12 protein-coding genes, 1 tRNA gene and 1 riboswitch are annotated in these 15724 nt (G+C 60.0%); of the genes, 3 read left to right on the top strand and 10 right to left on the bottom strand.

Going from position 1 to position 15724, the window contains the following annotated elements; genetic code table 11:
• Positions 1 to 31: 31 nt before the first annotated feature.
• From gcvP to QWU00_RS05575, 6 genes are all read right to left on the bottom strand, one after another.
• The gene (gene gcvP / locus QWU00_RS05550; RefSeq protein ID WP_187668609.1) at positions 32 to 2950 is read right to left on the bottom strand and encodes an aminomethyl-transferring glycine dehydrogenase; all 2919 of its coding nucleotides are present in this window, start codon (positions 2948 to 2950) and stop codon (positions 32 to 34) included.
• Between the two features lie 154 nt (positions 2951 to 3104).
• Positions 3105 to 3470, bottom strand: coding sequence for a glycine cleavage system protein GcvH (gene gcvH / locus QWU00_RS05555; protein ID WP_006557690.1), 366 nt, complete (start codon positions 3468 to 3470; stop codon positions 3105 to 3107).
• 50 nt (positions 3471 to 3520) lie between these two features.
• Positions 3521 to 4654, bottom strand: coding sequence for a glycine cleavage system aminomethyltransferase GcvT (gene gcvT, locus QWU00_RS05560; RefSeq protein ID WP_035381341.1), 1134 nt, complete (start codon positions 4652 to 4654; stop codon positions 3521 to 3523).
• A 172-nt stretch (positions 4655 to 4826) separates the two neighbouring features.
• Positions 4827 to 4916: riboswitch (glycine riboswitch) on the bottom strand.
• Between the two features lie 70 nt (positions 4917 to 4986).
• Positions 4987 to 5859 carry a polyamine aminopropyltransferase gene (gene speE / locus QWU00_RS05565; RefSeq protein WP_035381293.1) on the bottom strand — a complete coding sequence of 291 codons (873 nt, stop codon included), beginning with the start codon at positions 5857 to 5859 and terminating at the stop codon, positions 4987 to 4989.
• 96 nt (positions 5860 to 5955) lie between these two features.
• Positions 5956 to 6420: an adenosylmethionine decarboxylase gene (gene speD / locus QWU00_RS05570; protein ID WP_035381295.1), complete on the bottom strand. Its 465-nt coding sequence runs from the start codon at positions 6418 to 6420 to the stop codon at positions 5956 to 5958.
• A 154-nt stretch (positions 6421 to 6574) separates the two neighbouring features.
• On the bottom strand, positions 6575 to 9136 hold the full coding sequence (locus QWU00_RS05575) for a hypothetical protein (RefSeq protein WP_052051442.1): 2562 nt from the start codon (positions 9134 to 9136) through the stop codon (positions 6575 to 6577).
• Between the two features lie 255 nt (positions 9137 to 9391).
• On the opposite strand from QWU00_RS05575, the gene QWU00_RS05580 reads away from it, so the two are divergent.
• A complete protein-coding gene (locus tag QWU00_RS05580; RefSeq protein WP_156105424.1) occupies positions 9392 to 9562 on the top strand; it encodes a hypothetical protein in 171 nt (56 codons plus the stop codon).
• 142 nt (positions 9563 to 9704) lie between these two features.
• Entirely contained in the window at positions 9705 to 10625 is a 921-nt protein-coding gene (locus QWU00_RS05585) for a LysR family transcriptional regulator (protein WP_035381297.1), read from the top strand.
• A 285-nt stretch (positions 10626 to 10910) separates the two neighbouring features.
• Here QWU00_RS05585 and QWU00_RS05590 read toward each other — a convergent pair.
• The 4 genes from QWU00_RS05590 to gyrA form a co-directional block, all read right to left on the bottom strand.
• Positions 10911 to 10986, bottom strand: a tRNA-Lys gene (locus QWU00_RS05590).
• Positions 10987 to 11238: 252 nt separating this feature from the next.
• Entirely contained in the window at positions 11239 to 11733 is a 495-nt protein-coding gene (locus QWU00_RS05595; protein WP_006557681.1) for a peptidylprolyl isomerase, read from the bottom strand.
• Between the two features lie 47 nt (positions 11734 to 11780).
• A complete protein-coding gene (gene coaD, locus QWU00_RS05600; RefSeq protein ID WP_006557680.1) occupies positions 11781 to 12311 on the bottom strand; it encodes a pantetheine-phosphate adenylyltransferase in 531 nt (176 codons plus the stop codon).
• Positions 12308 to 15088, bottom strand: coding sequence for a DNA gyrase subunit A (gyrA, locus tag QWU00_RS05605; protein ID WP_035381300.1), 2781 nt, complete (start codon positions 15086 to 15088; stop codon positions 12308 to 12310). Before gyrA ends, coaD begins: the two co-directional genes overlap by 4 nt.
• 266 nt (positions 15089 to 15354) lie before the next feature.
• Here gyrA and QWU00_RS05610 point away from each other — a divergent pair, with 266 nt between their 5' ends.
• Positions 15355 to 15540, top strand: coding sequence for a YqaE/Pmp3 family membrane protein (locus tag QWU00_RS05610; RefSeq protein ID WP_035381345.1), 186 nt, complete (start codon positions 15355 to 15357; stop codon positions 15538 to 15540).
• The last annotated feature ends 184 nt before the right edge of the window (positions 15541 to 15724 follow it).

Genomic DNA, 15724 nt, shown 5'->3' on the forward strand with positions numbered 1-15724 from the left:
GTAGTGGGTCTGCTGTGGCCGGATGGCTTTCTTATTCCATCCATTCCGAAATATCGGGGCAGGAACAGACAAGTTTCCGATCCCCATGGGCGTTATCAATCCGCCCCACAGGTGGCCAGTATTTGCTGGAACGGCTGACACCGGGCGGGAAGCAGGCGTCCTGACGGGTGTAGGCATGGTCCCACGGCTCTGCCGTGACATCGCTGGCGGTATGGGGCGCGTGGCGCAGGGGGGACTGCTCTGCCGTCAGCTTGCCCGCTTCAATGGCGCGCACTTCCTCACGAATGGCCAGCATGGCCTCACAGAAGCGGTCGAGTTCCGCTTTGCTTTCTGATTCCGTGGGTTCGATCATGAAGGTGCCCGCCACCGGGAAGCTGACCGTAGGCGCATGGAAGCCGTAATCCACCAAACGCTTGGCCATGTCATCCACCGTGACACCGGCTGCATCTTTCAAAGGACGAAGGTCCAGAATGCATTCATGCGCCACGCGGCCCTGCGCGCCCCGATACAGCACCGGGTAGGCCTCTATCAGACGGCTGACAATGTAGTTGGCGTTCAGAATGGCCACCTGCGTGGCGCGTTTCAGCCCTTCATCCCCCATCAGGCGGATATAGGCCCAGGAGATCGGCAGAATGGAGGCCGAACCAAACGGCGCAGCGCTAACGGCCAGAGCCGTGCCTTCCGCCGCAGGGTTGCCGGGCAGGAACGGAGCCAGATGCGCCTTGACGCCAATTGGCCCCATGCCCGGACCACCGCCACCATGCGGAATACAGAACGTTTTGTGCAGGTTGAAATGGCTGACATCGCCACCGTAATCACCGGGGCGGGCAAGGCCCACCTGCGCGTTCATGTTCGCGCCATCCACATACACCTGCCCTCCGGCCTGATGCACCAGATCACAGATTTCACGCATGCTTTCTTCAAACACGCCATGGGTGGAGGGATAGGTGATCATCACTGCGGACAGATCAGCCGCGTGAGCGGTCACTTTCTCCCGCATGTCTTCCAGATCAATATTGCCACCGGCATCACACTTCACCACCACAACCTTCATGCCCGCCATCTGGGCGGAGGCCGGGTTGGTGCCGTGGGCGGAGGCCGGAATCAGACACACTGTGCGGTTGGTTTCCCCCCGCGCGCGATGATAGGCGCTGATGGCCAGAAGCCCGGCATATTCACCCTGCGCGCCGGAATTGGGCTGGAAGGACACGGCATCATACCCGCTGATGGCGCACAGCCAGCGTTCCAGATCAGCAAACAGGGCCTGATACCCCCGCGTCTGATCTGCCGGGGCAAAGGGGTGAATGTCACTGAAACCGGGCCATGTGATGGGGATCATCTCCACGGTGGCGTTCAGCTTCATGGTGCAGGAGCCAAGCGGGATCATGGTGCGGTCAAGCGCCAGATCCTTATCAGCCAGACGGCGCAGATAGCGCAGCATGTCTGTTTCTGAACGGCAGGAACTGAACACCGGCTGCGTCAGGAAAGCAGACTGGCGGCTCAGGCTGGCGGGAATGGTGCTGGTGGCCGGAGCCAGCGCCTGCGCCATTTTATCCACCCGGCCCTGTTCCGCACAGAAAGCGGACCATACGGCCAGAACGGTTTTGGGGGTGGAGGTTTCATCCAGACTGATGCCGATACGCCCCTTGCCAGCATCACGCAGGTTAAGGCCAGCAGAACGGGCGCGCGCCAGAATATCCGTAGCACCATCCCCCACCTGAAGGGTGATGGTATCAAAAAACTGTTCGGTCTGGACTGTAACACCAAGTGCTTTCAGGCCAGCAGCCAGTGTGGTGGTCAGCCCATGCACCCGGCGGCCAATGGCGCGCAGCCCTTCCGGCCCGTGATAGACCGCATACATGCCCGCAATAACGGCCAGCAGCACCTGCGCCGTGCAGATGTTGGAGGTCGCTTTTTCACGCCGGATATGCTGTTCGCGCGTTTGCAGCGCCAGCCGGTAGGCAGAGCGGCCCTGGCTATCAATGGACACCCCGACCAGACGGCCCGGCATGTTGCGCTTCCATGCATCCCGCGTGGCCATATAGGCCGCGTGCGGGCCACCAAAACCCATGGGCACGCCAAAACGCTGCGTGGAGCCAATGGCGATATCCGCCCCCAGTTCACCGGGAGAGGTCAGGACTGTCAGCGCCAACAGGTCTGCCGCCATGACGGCAATACCGCCCGCCGCATGCAGGGCCTCAATGGTTGCGCGAGGGTCTTTGAGAGCACCGGAAGACCCCGGATACTGGAACAACGCACCAAAAACATCTGCTGCAACCAGATCTGTTTCCGGCGCGCCAATGACCAATGCAATGCCCAGCGGTTCCGCACGTGTTTTCAGCACGGCAATGGTCTGTGGGTGGCAGTCTGCATCTACAAAAAAAGCTGTGGCCTTGGATTTGGATACCCGGTTCGCCATGGCCATGGCTTCCGCTGCGGCAGTGGCTTCATCCAGCAGGGACGCGTTGGCAATATCCAGCCCGGTCAGTTCGGAAATCATGGTCTGGAAGTTCAGCAGCGCCTCCAGACGGCCCTGGCTGATTTCCGGCTGATACGGCGTATAAGCCGTGTACCACGCCGGGTTTTCCAGAATGTTGCGCTGAATGACGGCTGGCAGAACGGTGCCGTAATAGCCCTGCCCGATCAGTGATGTCATGACCTGATTCTGGTTGGCCAATGTGCGCAGATGGGCCAGGACCGCCACCTCGCTCCAGCCCTTGCCAATACCCATGGGCTGTGTGGCCCGAATGGCGGCGGGCAGCGTTTCCTGCATCAGCGCATCAAGGGATGCCGCACCGACTGTTTTGAGCATAAGCGCCTGATCGTCCGCCGTGGGGCCGATATGGCGGGGCACAAAGGTATCTGCCTCCGGTTGCAGGCCTGCAAAAGCGGGCAGCGTATCAGCAGAACAGCCGGAGGAACGGTCCGGACCGGAAGCAAGGGTGAACATGCGGGGTATCCTGAAAAAGCGGGAAACAGGAAGAATGTTTCTGGCGGGCGTTGCGCTGTGGCTAACAAAAAACCGGGCAGCGCAACGCCCCTTTGGCAGGGTGCCAGGGCGTGAGGGCGGAAACAGACCGCCCTCCACGCCCCGGCGGGCAGACTCAGGCGATCAATGCGGCGTAGGCGGCGGCATCCAGCAGGCCGGAAAGCTGATCCGGGTTGGTGATGCGGAATTTCAGAATCCAGCCTTCCCCTTCCGGGTCGGAGCTGACGCGGGCGGGGTCATCCGTCAGGGCGGCGTTACCTTCCAGCACTTCGCCATCCACCGGGGCATAAATGTCTGAAGCCGCCTTGACGGATTCCACCACGGCTACGGATTCACCGGCTTTGACCTCGGTTCCGGCATCACGCACTTCAACAAACACCAGTTCGCCCAGTTCCTCGGCAGCGTGTTTGGTAATGCCCACCACGGCGGACTCACCTTCAACGCGCAGCCATTCATGTTCTTTGGTAAAATACAGTGTCATGCCTCAGCACTCCTTGAAAAAAGTCTTTTGAAACCGTTGAGAAAACAGAATTACCGTTTGAAGCGCGCAGGCACGAACGGCAGGGATGCCACAACCGCAGGCACGGCGCGGCCTCGCAGTTCGGCAAAAACGGGGCTTTTGGGGGCGGCGTAGGCGGTGGCCACATAGCCCATGGCCACCGGGGCTTCCACCGTGGGGCCAAAGGCGCCGGAGGTCACCTTGCCTATGCCATCGGCAAAAGCGGGATCAGAATAAAGGGGGGCACCGCCACGCACAGGGGCACGGCCTTCTGCCAGCAGCCCCACACGGCGACGGGCCACACCATTTTCAAGCTGGCCCAGAATGATATCCGCGCCCGGAAAGCCCCCTTCCCGCGCCCCGCCCTTGCGGCGGGACTTTTGAATAGACCATTCAAGGGCGGCTTCAACTGGGGTAGTCGTCTCGTCAATATCTGCGCCATACAGGCACATTCCGGCTTCAAGCCGCAGGCTGTCCCGCGCGCCGAGGCCTATGGGTTTAACGTTGGGCTGGGCCAGCAACTGGCGCGCCACGCGTGAGGCATCCAGCGCGGGCACGGAAATTTCAAACCCGTCCTCCCCAGTGTAGCCGGAGCGGGAAATCACGCAACTTGCGCCATCTACATCCAGAGCGCGCACATCCATGAAGGCCATGGTTTTCACATCCGGCGCCAGCGACGCCAGCGCCTGCTCGGCTTCCGGCCCCTGAAGCGCCAGCAGAGCGCGTTCTTCAAGCGGCTCTACCAGACAATCCACCAGTTCATCCTGCATGAGGGCAATATCGGCGGCCTTGCACGCGGCGTTGACCACCAGCAGCAGAGTATCATCCAGCCGCGCCACCATCAGATCATCCAGAATGCCACCCTGGGCATTGGTGAACTGGGTGTAGCGCTGCCGACCATTCTTGATGGTCACAATATCAGCCGGGACCAGACGTTCCAGCGCTTTGGCGGCGGCCTCCACACTGCCCGAGCGGGCACGCACCTTCACCTGCCCCATGTGCGAGACATCAAACAGGCCCGCATGGGTGCGCACATGGCGGTGCTCGGCCATGATGCCATCTGCATAATTCAGGGGCATGGCATAACCGGCAAACGGCACCATTTTGCCGCCTTGGTCTTCATGCAGGGAAAAAAGAGGGGTGTGGAGGAGAGAATCAGTGCTCATGCACGCAGCCTTCCGCAAAAAGACTGGGGCACCTTGCGTATTCGGAAAACTGTGACCGATAAAAAGACAAAGTTCAGGGCCCCGGACCAGAGAATATCCGTCTGCCCCTTCTGTATCTTTGCCTGAGATCGCTATCCCGTCGGCGGGCGCGAAAGCGCCTCTCTCCAGAAGTTTATCGCGCAAGGTCCTTTTGCCTGAGAGTTTCCGGGGCGGTTGCTCCTTCGGCGCTGGCGCTAGGCCAGTCTCTCCCTCTGCGCGATAAAAACCGTGACATCATTGCGTTTTCAAGTCAATCACGGTTGTAGAGTCTGCGCGGGCCAAATGGCCCGTTTTTATGCGTCTGCCTTGGGCAGATGTTTGGCAATGTAGGGCGGCAGATTGAAAGAGCCCACGTGAATTTCCGGCGTCCAGTACTGGGTGTTGCCCAGAATTCCGGCATCCTGCGCGCGGGTGCGCACGGTGTTCACATCCTGCCCCACGGGGCTTTTGCCCTTGGAGGCAATGCCCAGCGTCATGAACCCGCCCACATAGGTGGGCACAGCCGCCACGTAGGCAGACACATGCGGGAAGAACTTGGCACGGCGCTCGCTGGTTTCACGCAGTTCATCCGCCTGCATGAAGGGCACGCCGCATTGGTTCACAATCAGGCCTTCCGCCGTAAGGATACGGGCGCAATGCTGATAGAAGGAATCCGTAAACAGGACTTCACCCACGCCAATGGGGTCTGTGCTGTCCACAATGATCACATCAAAGGAAGCATCAGCCGCCTTTGCCACGTAATCAATGCCATCACCCACAATCACGTCCGCGCGCGGGTTGGTCCAGGCATCTCCTGCAATGCCGGGCAGGTGTTGTTTTGAAAGTTCAATGACCGCGCCGTCAATTTCCACCATCACGGCTTTTTCCACGCCGGGATGTTCCAGCACGCGGCGCAGCACACCGCCATCACCCGCGCCAATAATCAGCACATTGCGCGCAGCGCCGTGGGTGAACAACGGAACATGGGTGAGCATTTCCTGATAAACGAACTCATCCCGTTCCGTGATCTGCACCACGCCATCCAGCAGAAGCACGCGGCCGTGGGACTCGCTCTCAAAGACCACAATGTCCTGAAACGGGCTTTTGGTACGGGCCAGTTCCTTTGTGACGCGGAAGCGCTGGCCCCAGTTGTCATAAAGGGTTTCTTCAATCCACTGCTCAGTCATGTCTCTTTATCCCAAACAAAGAAAAGGGCCAGAACGCGGCCTGTTACGGCGTTATTCTGGCCCCCTCAAACACACCATCAAAGACGGAAACGGACCTTAGATGGCCACGCGCCCACGGCGTTGCTCATCCACTTCCAGCCGCTTTGCCTGGAACAGGCGCTGCATGACCGGAATGGCAAGGTGCGGATCACATACGCCGCACATGAAGATATCCACGGCCGCAAAATTGCGTTCTGGCCATGTGTGGATGGAAATATGGCTTTCCGCCAGCACAACCACGCCAGACACGCCGCCATTGGGCGTGAAGTGGTGGAAGTGGCTGTGCAGGATGGTTGCTCCCGCAGCCACGGCAGCCTCACACAATGTCCGGTCTATTTTTTCCGGATCATCCAGATTTGTGGCGTCCCACAGATCGACCAGCAGGTGTGTGCCTGCAAATTTCTCGCCGTCTTTTTCGACGAAGTAATCCTTACGATCATCGTCAGACGAGACCGGAACAGAAGATGCCTGGTTATTGCTCGGGAGTTCCGAGACCATCCCCAGTTGAGCAAGTGCGTTCATTGACGTACCCCCAAACCAGTAGACAGCCTGTTGGGCGAAATCGCCCCCTTGGGCCAAGAGCGGGTGTAACTACGGCCTATAGCCCCGCATGACAAGCATTATCTTGCATAAAAAACAGGTTTTTTCACACCGGCCGAAAACGAAGTGAAGGAAATCAATGCGATGCGGGGCTGCGGGGCATCTGCCGTAACAGAAGTGTAAACAACGCATCACGCTCGCGCCCCAGCGTACGGCCCGCCAGCCAGTCTTTCAGCCGGTGCAGGGTTTCCCAGTCCCGCGCGGCGGCGGCATCGGTCGCCAGCCGGAAAGCAAGGGCCCGTTGCGCCTCTGTCAGCGCCCCATCCTGCGGCAGGCCACGGCTGGCCAGACGCCCCACCACCAGCACGGCATCCGCCCAGCGGTGGTCCGCCTCATAAAGCTGTCCGCGCAGATCCAGTCCCGCGTCCGATTCGTCATGTGCCAGCAGGGCCTGTGCCTTTTCCGTCTCTCCGCGTGCCTGCGCCACGCGGGCGGCATCATACGCTTTGCGGGCCGCCAGATCATCCGGCATGAGCGGGGAGACCGCGTGATCCAGAGCCATCTGCGCCAGAGCCAGTTGATGCGCCTGCATGGCGGCCTGAGCCAACAGTTCTTCTCCCTCCGCCCGTGCCTGCGGGTCTGCCTGCATGGCAATGGCCTGACTGAACGCCGTCGCGGCGGTATCTGCATGACCAGCCTCCAGCAGCAGGCGACCATACCCCAGCAGCAGTTTGGCTTTCTCCGCCCCATCGGGCACATGCGGCAGCCCCTGCGCCACCAGCGCGGTACGCTGTGTGACCGAGAGTTCTTCCTCACTGCCGGGCGGCAGGCCGAGGGAAGTAGACGCACCGTTGAACACCAGCCGATACAAAGCGGCCCGATAGGCCTCCGCCAGCACGTCTTCCGGCACGTCCGCGCTAGGTTGAAGTCCTTCCAGCACGCTCAGCGCCACTTTGGGCTCACCATTGCGGATGAGGGCGTGCGCAAGCCCCACGGCAGTAAGCGTGCGGATGTCAGCAGGTGCGGGTGAAGCCCCGTTCTCGCCTTTCAGCAGTTTGCGGTACACGTCCGCCGCCATATCCGGCGCAATCAGATCTGCATCCTGCATCAGCCGCACAATTTCCGTGCGGGCAATGGCGGCGCGTTGGGCATCGTCCGATGCTGTCAGATTTTCCAGTGCAACGCGGGCTGTTTCCGTTTTCCCCTCCCGCGCCTGTAGCAGCGCGCGGGGAAGATCATACGCGGGGCCATCGGGCAATGGCTCCATCGTCCTAACCGTGGCGGGGGTGCCATAGCGAGCGATGTAAAGCGCCATGGCTGGCACAATCCGGTCCCGTAGCGGGGCGGGATAACGCTGCGCCTGTGCAAACCCTGCCGCCAGCAGAATGGCGGTGCGCTGGCTGTTCTGCCCGGCATACAGACCATACAGCCCCTGCCACAGATGGAACTCCGGCAGGCTGATCCACTCCGGCGCAGCCAGTGCCTGTGCGCCTTTCAGGTTGCCCGCAAGCAGAGCCGACGCCGCACGCAGCGCTATTTCCGGCCGCAGGGTGGCAGACCCCGCAGCACTGGCTGATCCCGAATCCGGTGTGGTTTCTGGCATATCGGCCAGCAGCGCGGCGGCTTTCTGAAACGCTCCGGACGCAAAGGCCGCCTGCGCAGCGGCAAAAGTCGCCGCTTTTTTCTGCCCGGGCGACGCCTTGGCCAACGCCGCCAGTTTTTCCTCCCGCTCCGCTGCCAGAGTAGCGGGCGATGCCTCCTGCAAGCCAAACCACTGCCAGTCCTTTTGGCGGGAGGCCTCTACCCCCTGTTCGGGCAAAGGAAGGCCCACAGGCACAGGATGCAGCGAGACAGCGTGCAGAACGGCCCCTTTGGCCGCGCCCTGCATCACGATCTGATCGGCATCGGCTTCCACCACCACACCTTCCAGTGTGGGCCTTACGGAATAGCCAACCGCGTGCTGCGCCTGCGCCACGCCGCCAGAGGCCGTGCGGGATGTTGCAATCAGCAGCCGCGCGCCGGTAGCGGGGTCCGGCAATTCAAACTCATGCCCAGGCTGTTGCAACGGAAACAGCACATAACCGGGCGCAGGCTGCGCCGTAATTGTGTGCAGAGACGCAGCCCCCGTGAACGACAACGTAGCCGTAGAAGAAGAGGACGGAGAGGAGGAGCCTGCGGAAGCGGAAGTTGCAGGCGCAGTGGTAGTGGAAGTGGCAGCCGGAACAGGAGCCGAAGCAGACGTGGAAGCCACACCGCCCCCTGCTGCGGCGGAAGGAGCCAGCGCCGTCTGCCCATCCTTTTTCTGTAAAAACGCAGATTCCGGCGCTTGCAACTGCCAGCCTTCTTTCTGGCGCGAGAGCCGCAAGGCAGGGTGTTGCGGCAGAGGGATGCGCAACAGCGTGGCGTAATCCAGCACCGTGACGGTCAGGCCGGAAAACACACCTGTTCCGCCAGACGCACGCATCATGGCCGGTACAGGCTGGTCTGCCACCACAATAAAATCCGGGCCGGACCAGAACGCCGCAATGCCGGTTTGCGCATCAAAAGGCAGAAACAGTGCTGTCTGGGTGTTTTGGTCGCCTTTCTGGCCCAGAGCATCCTGCGTGACAGCCGCTACCGGAGCCCGTTGCAGCCCATCCACGCCTTCCGCTGTGGCAGGCGCTGCCACCAACGCCTGAAGCAGCAGGCAAGAAACCATGATCCGGTCTGTTCTGTTCCGTCCCGTCACGAGGTTTCTGTTGCTCCCTGTCTGGTTTCGCCCCGCCATGAATGGCGGGCAATAGCGCACACCCAGCGCCCCGGTAAGTGTGCCCTCTCTTTGCACTGATCGCCAAGGCTGACAAAGGAAAAGACAAACCGCGCAGGCTGCGGAACGCCGGGAACGGAGAGAACGTTAAAAAGCCTCATTACCGCTTTAGCCACATCAGATGGCTTTCGTGCTCTGGAGGATTCCATGAAGAAATTATCTGTTCCGGCGCTTCTTCTGCTTTTGCTGCCGCTGGGCCTTTCTGGCTGTTATTCTGGCCCGCACCGCTATCATGATAGGGATGGTTACCGCCACGGGCGGCATGACCATGGGTATTATAATGATTACCGTGGCCGCCCACCCGGCTGGCGCAACTAAAGCTCGGGCTTTTCAGCCCTTCTGGCGGCACACGCCGCCACACTGGCAAAACCACGCACGGCACGAACAAACCATGATAGGGTGACGCTGCCAGCAGTACTCTGGCGCATTTACTGCCCTCTCAACCCCGTGCGTGGATTTTATGCTGGACCGCATTACAAGCATGCAGGTTTTTGTAAAGGTTGTGGCTACTGGCAACTTTACGGCTGCCGGGCGCGCGCTTTCCCTTTCCCAAACCATGGTGACCAAGCACATCACTGCGCTTGAACGCCAGATGGGAGTCACCCTTTTTCATCGCAGCACGCGCAAGCTCTCGCTGACAGAAGCGGGACGGCTGTTTCTGGAAGGCTCCCAGAAAATTCTGGCGGATCTGGAAGAAGTGGAACGCACCGTTACGGCGCAGCGCCGTGAACCACAAGGGCGGTTAAGGCTCAATGCCCCTGTTTCTCTGGCCATACGGTATGTGGCTCCGCTCCTGCCGGAATTTAACCGCCGACACCCTCTGGTTACGGTGGAGCTCGGCCTGAATGACCGCGCAGTGGACCTGATTGAAGAAGGTTGGGATCTTACCCTGCGGATCAAGCACATGGCCCCCAGCAGCCTGCGCACGCGCAAACTTGCGCCCATACGCTGCGTGGTGTGCGCCTCCCCCGCCTATCTGGCGCAGGCCGGCACGCCGCAGCGCATTGAGGAACTGAGCCAGCACAAATGCCTAGGGTACACTTTGGGAGACCCCGGCAACCCGAGCCGCTGGAATTTCGGTGCGAAGGGAGAGCACGGGGTCTCTATTTCCGGCCCGCTCTGCGCCAATAATGGCGATGCCCTACGTGAAGCAGCCGTTGCGGGGGAAGGGCTGATCTATCTTCCCGTTTTTGTGGTGAGCAATGAACTACGTTCCGGCCAGTTGCAGGCCATAACGCTTGATGAGCCCCTGATGGAAGCCCCGCCCCTGCACGCTGTTTACGCCCCCGGCCAGACAACCCCGTTAAAAGTAAGGGCCATGATTGATTATCTGGTGGAATGCTATGGCCCCGTTCCCCCATGGGAGCAGGATCTCCCCTGAGCCGTTCCCTACGGCAGACAGCGCTGGCCATCCGCCACACAGTCACTCTGGTTCTGTGATGAAGGGATGTGGTTTTTTCCACACATTCTGCGCGCGCCGCACCGCTCTCCGGGTACAGGAATAGGGGCAGTGGGTAATTCTGTGGATAACGGGTACAGATTGCGCCAGCCGATTCGGAGACGAATCAGAAAAAGCCAAATAAAAAAAAAAGGTTATCCAAATCAGGAACCGAGCCCCGGTTTCTGTGGAAACTCTGTTTTTCTGCACATATCTTGTGGGGAAGAATGGTGAGCCGGGAGGGACTCGAACCCTCGACCATTCGATTAAAAGTCGAATGCTCTACCAACTGAGCTACCGGCTCACACCATCTTGCAGAATAGCAGCACTCGGTTTGAAACAGGGTGCGCCCTCTGTTGGGACGCTGTCTAGACGGATCATTCCCCCCGTGTCAAGCGATGACATGCTTTTTCAAGCCCATAACGCGCAAAAGGGCTCCTGAAAACACCAATGCCCCTTCTTGATGGCAGGCGCGGTCTCCCGAAATATCGCCCCCAACAAAAAAACGCGGCCCGTTGCGGGGCCGCGCTTTCTGTCTGGATAAATTCTGAAACAATCAGGCAGTTTCAGAAGAAGCCGGACGCATTTTGATAATCCGGTCGGGCTCACGCACCATGCCGGACGCGCCGCCACCGCGCTTGATTTTGTCGATGTTTTCCATGCCTTCAATCACGTCACCCACAATGGTGTACTGACCATCCAGATGCGGAGACGGTTCAAACATGATGAAAAACTGGCTGTTGGCGCTGTTGGGGTCAGACGTACGCGCCATGCCCAGCGTGCCGCGCAGGAACTTGGCGTCCCGCGTGAATTCCGCTTTCAGGTCCGGCAGCGGGCTGCCACCTGTGCCTGTGCCCGTGGGGTCACCAGCCTGCGCCATGAAGCCTTCAATCACACGATGGAAGGGAACGTTATCATAAAACCCTTCAGCAGAAAGGGTACGGATACGCTCGGCAGCCAGCGGTGCGATATCGGGACGCAGGCGGATGACCACGCGGCCTGCGGGGACATCCATGTAGATCAGGTCGTTTTTGTCTGTCTCGGTAGACATAGAGAATTCTCCTTAACTCTTTCCGGCAACCGGCGCCAACGCACCTGTTACCCCGCAGCCCGCGCCTTTAGCCGGGCGAGCAGACGTTCCTGTGTATATGGGGTGACAAACTCGGAAACGGCACCACCATAACCGGCAATTTCCTTCACAAGGCGGGAGGAAATGAACTGCGTGCGCTCGGACGCCATCAGAAACACGGTTTCTATGGTGGCATCCAGCCGCCGGTTTACGCCGGACATCTGGATTTCATAATCAAAATCCGTCAGCACCCGCAGGCCGCGAAAAATAAGTGTGGCATCATGCGCACGCACCGCTTCCACCAGCAGGGAGTTGAAGGGCGTCACCTTCAACTCGCCACCTGTTCGCTCCGCTATGGCGGGAAGCTCATGCTCCACACACTCCACGCGCTCCGCCAGCGGCATGAGCGGATTTTTGGCAGGGTTTTCCGCCACCCCGATCACCAGACGGTCCACCAACCGGGCGGCCCGTTCAATCACGTCCAGATGCCCGGTGGTGACGGGATCAAACGTCCCGGCATAAAAGCCAATGCGCCGGGCAGGGCGCACGCCTGTGATCACGCGTCTTCGCCCGGTGTTTCAGCGGCGTCCTCGCCCCCTTCTTCCTCACCATCATCCATGACGGGGAACACGCTCGTCACGCGCTCATCCTCATTCAGGCGGAACAGGGTTACACCGCTGGCCTGACGCGCCATGACGCGCACCTGATCCACCGGCACACGGATAAGACGGCCAGCGTCCGTCACCAGCATGACATCCGTGCCATCCAGAACCGGCAGCGTGGCCGCAACTTCCTTGCCGCGCTTGTTGGAGGAGAAGGTCATGTTGGTAATACCCTGCCCGCCACGACCGCTGACACGGTAATCATACGCGGAAGACCGGCGGCCAAACCCGCCATCGCTCACCACCAGCAGAATTTCTTCCGCAGCTTCAAGCTCGGCAAAGCGTTCCGGCGTCAGCAGGGTTGTGCCGGAGGAGGCTTCTTCCTCATCCGTATCCACAACCGGCGTTTCGGCATCATCCTCGGCTTCGGCGGCGTTTTCTGCACGGCGTTTGGCATTGGCCATACGCAGATAAGCAGACCGTTCTTCCACCGTGGCTTCAACATGGTTCAGCACGGCAAGGCTGATCACCTTGTCGCCGTCCGCCAGCCTGATGCCGCGCACACCGGAAGAGCCACGGCCTGCAAACACGCGCAATGTTTCATCCGTAATCTGGAAGCGGATGCAGCGTGCGCCACGGGTTGCCAGGAACACATCCTGCCCTTCACGGCAGGTAGCAACGCCAATCAGGCTATCGCCTTCATCCAGCTTCATGGCGATCAGGCCGGAGGAGCGGATGTTGCGGAAATCACTCAAACGGTTACGGCGCACGCCACCGCTGGCGGTTGCAAACACCAGATGCAGGGATTCCCACAGTTCCTCATCCTGCGGCAGCGGCAGAACGGCGGTAATGGTATCCGAACCCAGATCAGGCAGCAGATTGACCAGCGCACGGCCTTTGGCGGTGGGGCTGGCTTCTGGCAGACGCCAAATCTTTTCCCGATACGCCTTGCCGCCGGAGGAGAAGAACATCACCCACTGGTGGGTGTGGGCGTTGAAGGACCGCACCACAATATCATCCCCGCGGGTGCCAGCGCCGGTGCGGCCACGGCCACCACGGTTCTGGGCACGGAAGACATCAAGCGGCGTGCGTTTGATGAAGCCTTCCCGCGTGATGGTAACAACCATCTGGCCGGGTTCGATCAGGCTTTCATCATCCTGATCACCTGCGTAATCAGAAATTTCGGTCGCGCGTGGGGTCGCAATTTCTGCCCGCGCCAGTATCAGTTCATCGCGCAGCACTTCCATGCGGCGGATGTGGCTGCCAATAATTTCAAGAAGCTCGTTGATCCGGGTCGCAACTTCGGAAAGTTCCTGCTGGATCTTTTCGCGTTCAAGGCCGGTCAGGCGTTGCAGGCGCAGTTCCAGAATACCACGGGCCTGTGCTTCAGTAAGACGGACCTTGCCGTCTACAACCTGATTGCCTTCATCGTGGATGAGCGCCAGCAGGGGCTCGACATCTGCGGCATCCCAGCTTGCGGCCATCAGGGATTCACGGGCGGTTGCGGCATCAGGCGCTGCGCGGATCAGGGCGATCACGGCGTCAATATTGGCGACGGCAATCACCAGCCCGACCAGAATATGCCCGCGATCCCGCGCCTTGTTCAGTTCAAACCGCGCCCGGCGCAGAATGACTTCTTCACGGAAGGAAACAAAGGCGGACAGAACATCTTTCAGCCCCATCAGGCGAGGCTTGCCGCCATCCAGCGCCAGCATGTTCACGCCAAAGGACGTCTGCAACTGGGTGTAACGATAGAGGTGGTTCAGCACCACTTCCGGCGTGGCGTCCCGCTTGATTTCAATCACCACCCGCATGCCGGAGCGATCCGATTCATCGCGGATGTCTGATATGCCTTCAATCTGCTTGTTGCGCACCAGTTCGGCAATGCGCTCCTGCAGGGTGGCCTTGTTCACCTGATACGGAATTTCCGTGATCACAATGGCTTTGCGATCCTTGCGGATTTCCTCAACCTCGGCGCGGGCACGAATAATGATCGCGCCGCGGCCGGTGGCAAACGCGCTGCGGATACCTGAGCGCCCCAGAATGATGCCGCCTGTGGGGAAGTCGGGTCCCGGCACATGCTCCATCAACTCTTCAAGCTCCATATCGGGTTTTTCGATAAGAGCGAGGGTTGCATCAATCACTTCCGCCGGGTTGTGGGGCGGAATGTTGGTGGCCATACCCACGGCAATGCCGGTGGCGCCATTGATAAGCAGGTTGGGGAAAGCTGCGGGCAGAACGGTCGGTTCCTGCTCGCTTTCATCATAGTTGGGCTGGAAATCAACCGTATCGCGGTCAATGTCGTTCAGCAGGAAGGTGGCGGCCTTGGCCAGCCGCGCTTCCGTATAACGCATGGCCGCCGGGCTATCCCCATCCACGGAACCAAAGTTCCCCTGCCCGTCAATCAGCTTGACGCGCATGGACCAGGACTGCGCCATACGGACCATGGCATCGTAAATGGAGGAGTCACCGTGCGGGTGATATTTACCCATCACGTCACCCACCGCACGGGCCGATTTGCGGTAGGGTTTATCGTGCGTGAAGCCACTTTCATGCATGGCGTACAGAATACGCCGATGCACCGGCTTCAGGCCGTCTCGCACATCAGGCAGGGCACGGCTGACAATCACCGACATCGCATACGCGAGGTAGGAGGAGCGCATCTCCTCCTCAATGGTGACAGGCAGAAGGTCAGAAGGCTCCGGCGATCCCGGCTGGTCAGAAATCTCGGTCAAGGTCCATCCGTCTTGTCATGCCGCGCGCCTGAAGGAATGAGGCGCGCCTGAAAACTGTTGTGCGCCGGGCCGCTGAACCGGGCAAAACCCGGCCTGTACAGCAGTCTGGCTGTGAGGGTCTTTCTTCTAGCACACAAAGGCGAACGCACATAGGGCTACCCCATCTCTCACGCGCCAAAGCGCGCAATGGGGCTTGTTTTGCGGCAGCACAGCAGCCATCCTCCCCTTCAGGGCGTTCTTCTCGCCCCAAGACAAGGATGACCTCCATGCGCCTTCTTCTGGCCCTGCTTTTACCGTGGCTTCAGTTCTTCACCATCGGGCGTCCCTTCGCGGGCCTGATCTGTCTGGTGTTGCAGGTAACGATCATTGGCTGGATTCCGGCAGCCATCTGGTCCGTTTACGCTCTGAGCCAATATAAGACCGACCAGAAAATTGCCCGGATGGGAAAGTAATAAAGCCACTGTGGTTACATTCCGGATTAGTTTGAGGCCCTCATGACTGCCCGTGCAATTCTTGCTGCCTCATCCAGCCTCCCGTCGCAAAACGAGCTGCCTCTTTGTTAGCTAAGGAAAGCAAAAGCCCCTCGCAGCAGGCACAAAAAAAGGACGCCGAAGCGCCCTTTTCTGCTGTTGTGGC

Source organism: Acetobacter tropicalis (genome assembly GCF_030644465.1).
Taxonomy (GTDB): Bacteria; Pseudomonadota; Alphaproteobacteria; order Acetobacterales; family Acetobacteraceae; genus Acetobacter; species Acetobacter tropicalis.

Bases quoted from the DNA above. Each gene is read 5' to 3' on its own strand.
- gcvP (WP_187668609.1), bottom strand. From the start codon at position 2,950: ATGTTCACCCTTGCTTCCGGTCCGGACCGTTCCTCCGGCTGTTCTGCT.
- gcvH (WP_006557690.1), bottom strand. From the start codon at position 3,470: ATGACACTGTATTTTACCAAAGAACATGAATGGCTGCGCGTTGAAGGT.
- gcvT (WP_035381341.1), bottom strand. From the start codon at position 4,654: ATGAGCACTGATTCTCTCCTCCACACCCCTCTTTTTTCCCTGCATGAA.
- speE (WP_035381293.1), bottom strand. From the start codon at position 5,859: ATGACTGAGCAGTGGATTGAAGAAACCCTTTATGACAACTGGGGCCAG.
- speD (WP_035381295.1), bottom strand. From the start codon at position 6,420: ATGAACGCACTTGCTCAACTGGGGATGGTCTCGGAACTCCCGAGCAAT.
- QWU00_RS05575 (WP_052051442.1), bottom strand. From the start codon at position 9,136: ATGGTTTCTTGCCTGCTGCTTCAGGCGTTGGTGGCAGCGCCTGCCACA.
- QWU00_RS05580 (WP_156105424.1), top strand. From the start codon at position 9,392: ATGAAGAAATTATCTGTTCCGGCGCTTCTTCTGCTTTTGCTGCCGCTG.
- QWU00_RS05585 (WP_035381297.1), top strand. From the start codon at position 9,705: ATGCTGGACCGCATTACAAGCATGCAGGTTTTTGTAAAGGTTGTGGCT.
- QWU00_RS05595 (WP_006557681.1), bottom strand. From the start codon at position 11,733: ATGTCTACCGAGACAGACAAAAACGACCTGATCTACATGGATGTCCCC.
- QWU00_RS05610 (WP_035381345.1), top strand. From the start codon at position 15,355: ATGCGCCTTCTTCTGGCCCTGCTTTTACCGTGGCTTCAGTTCTTCACC.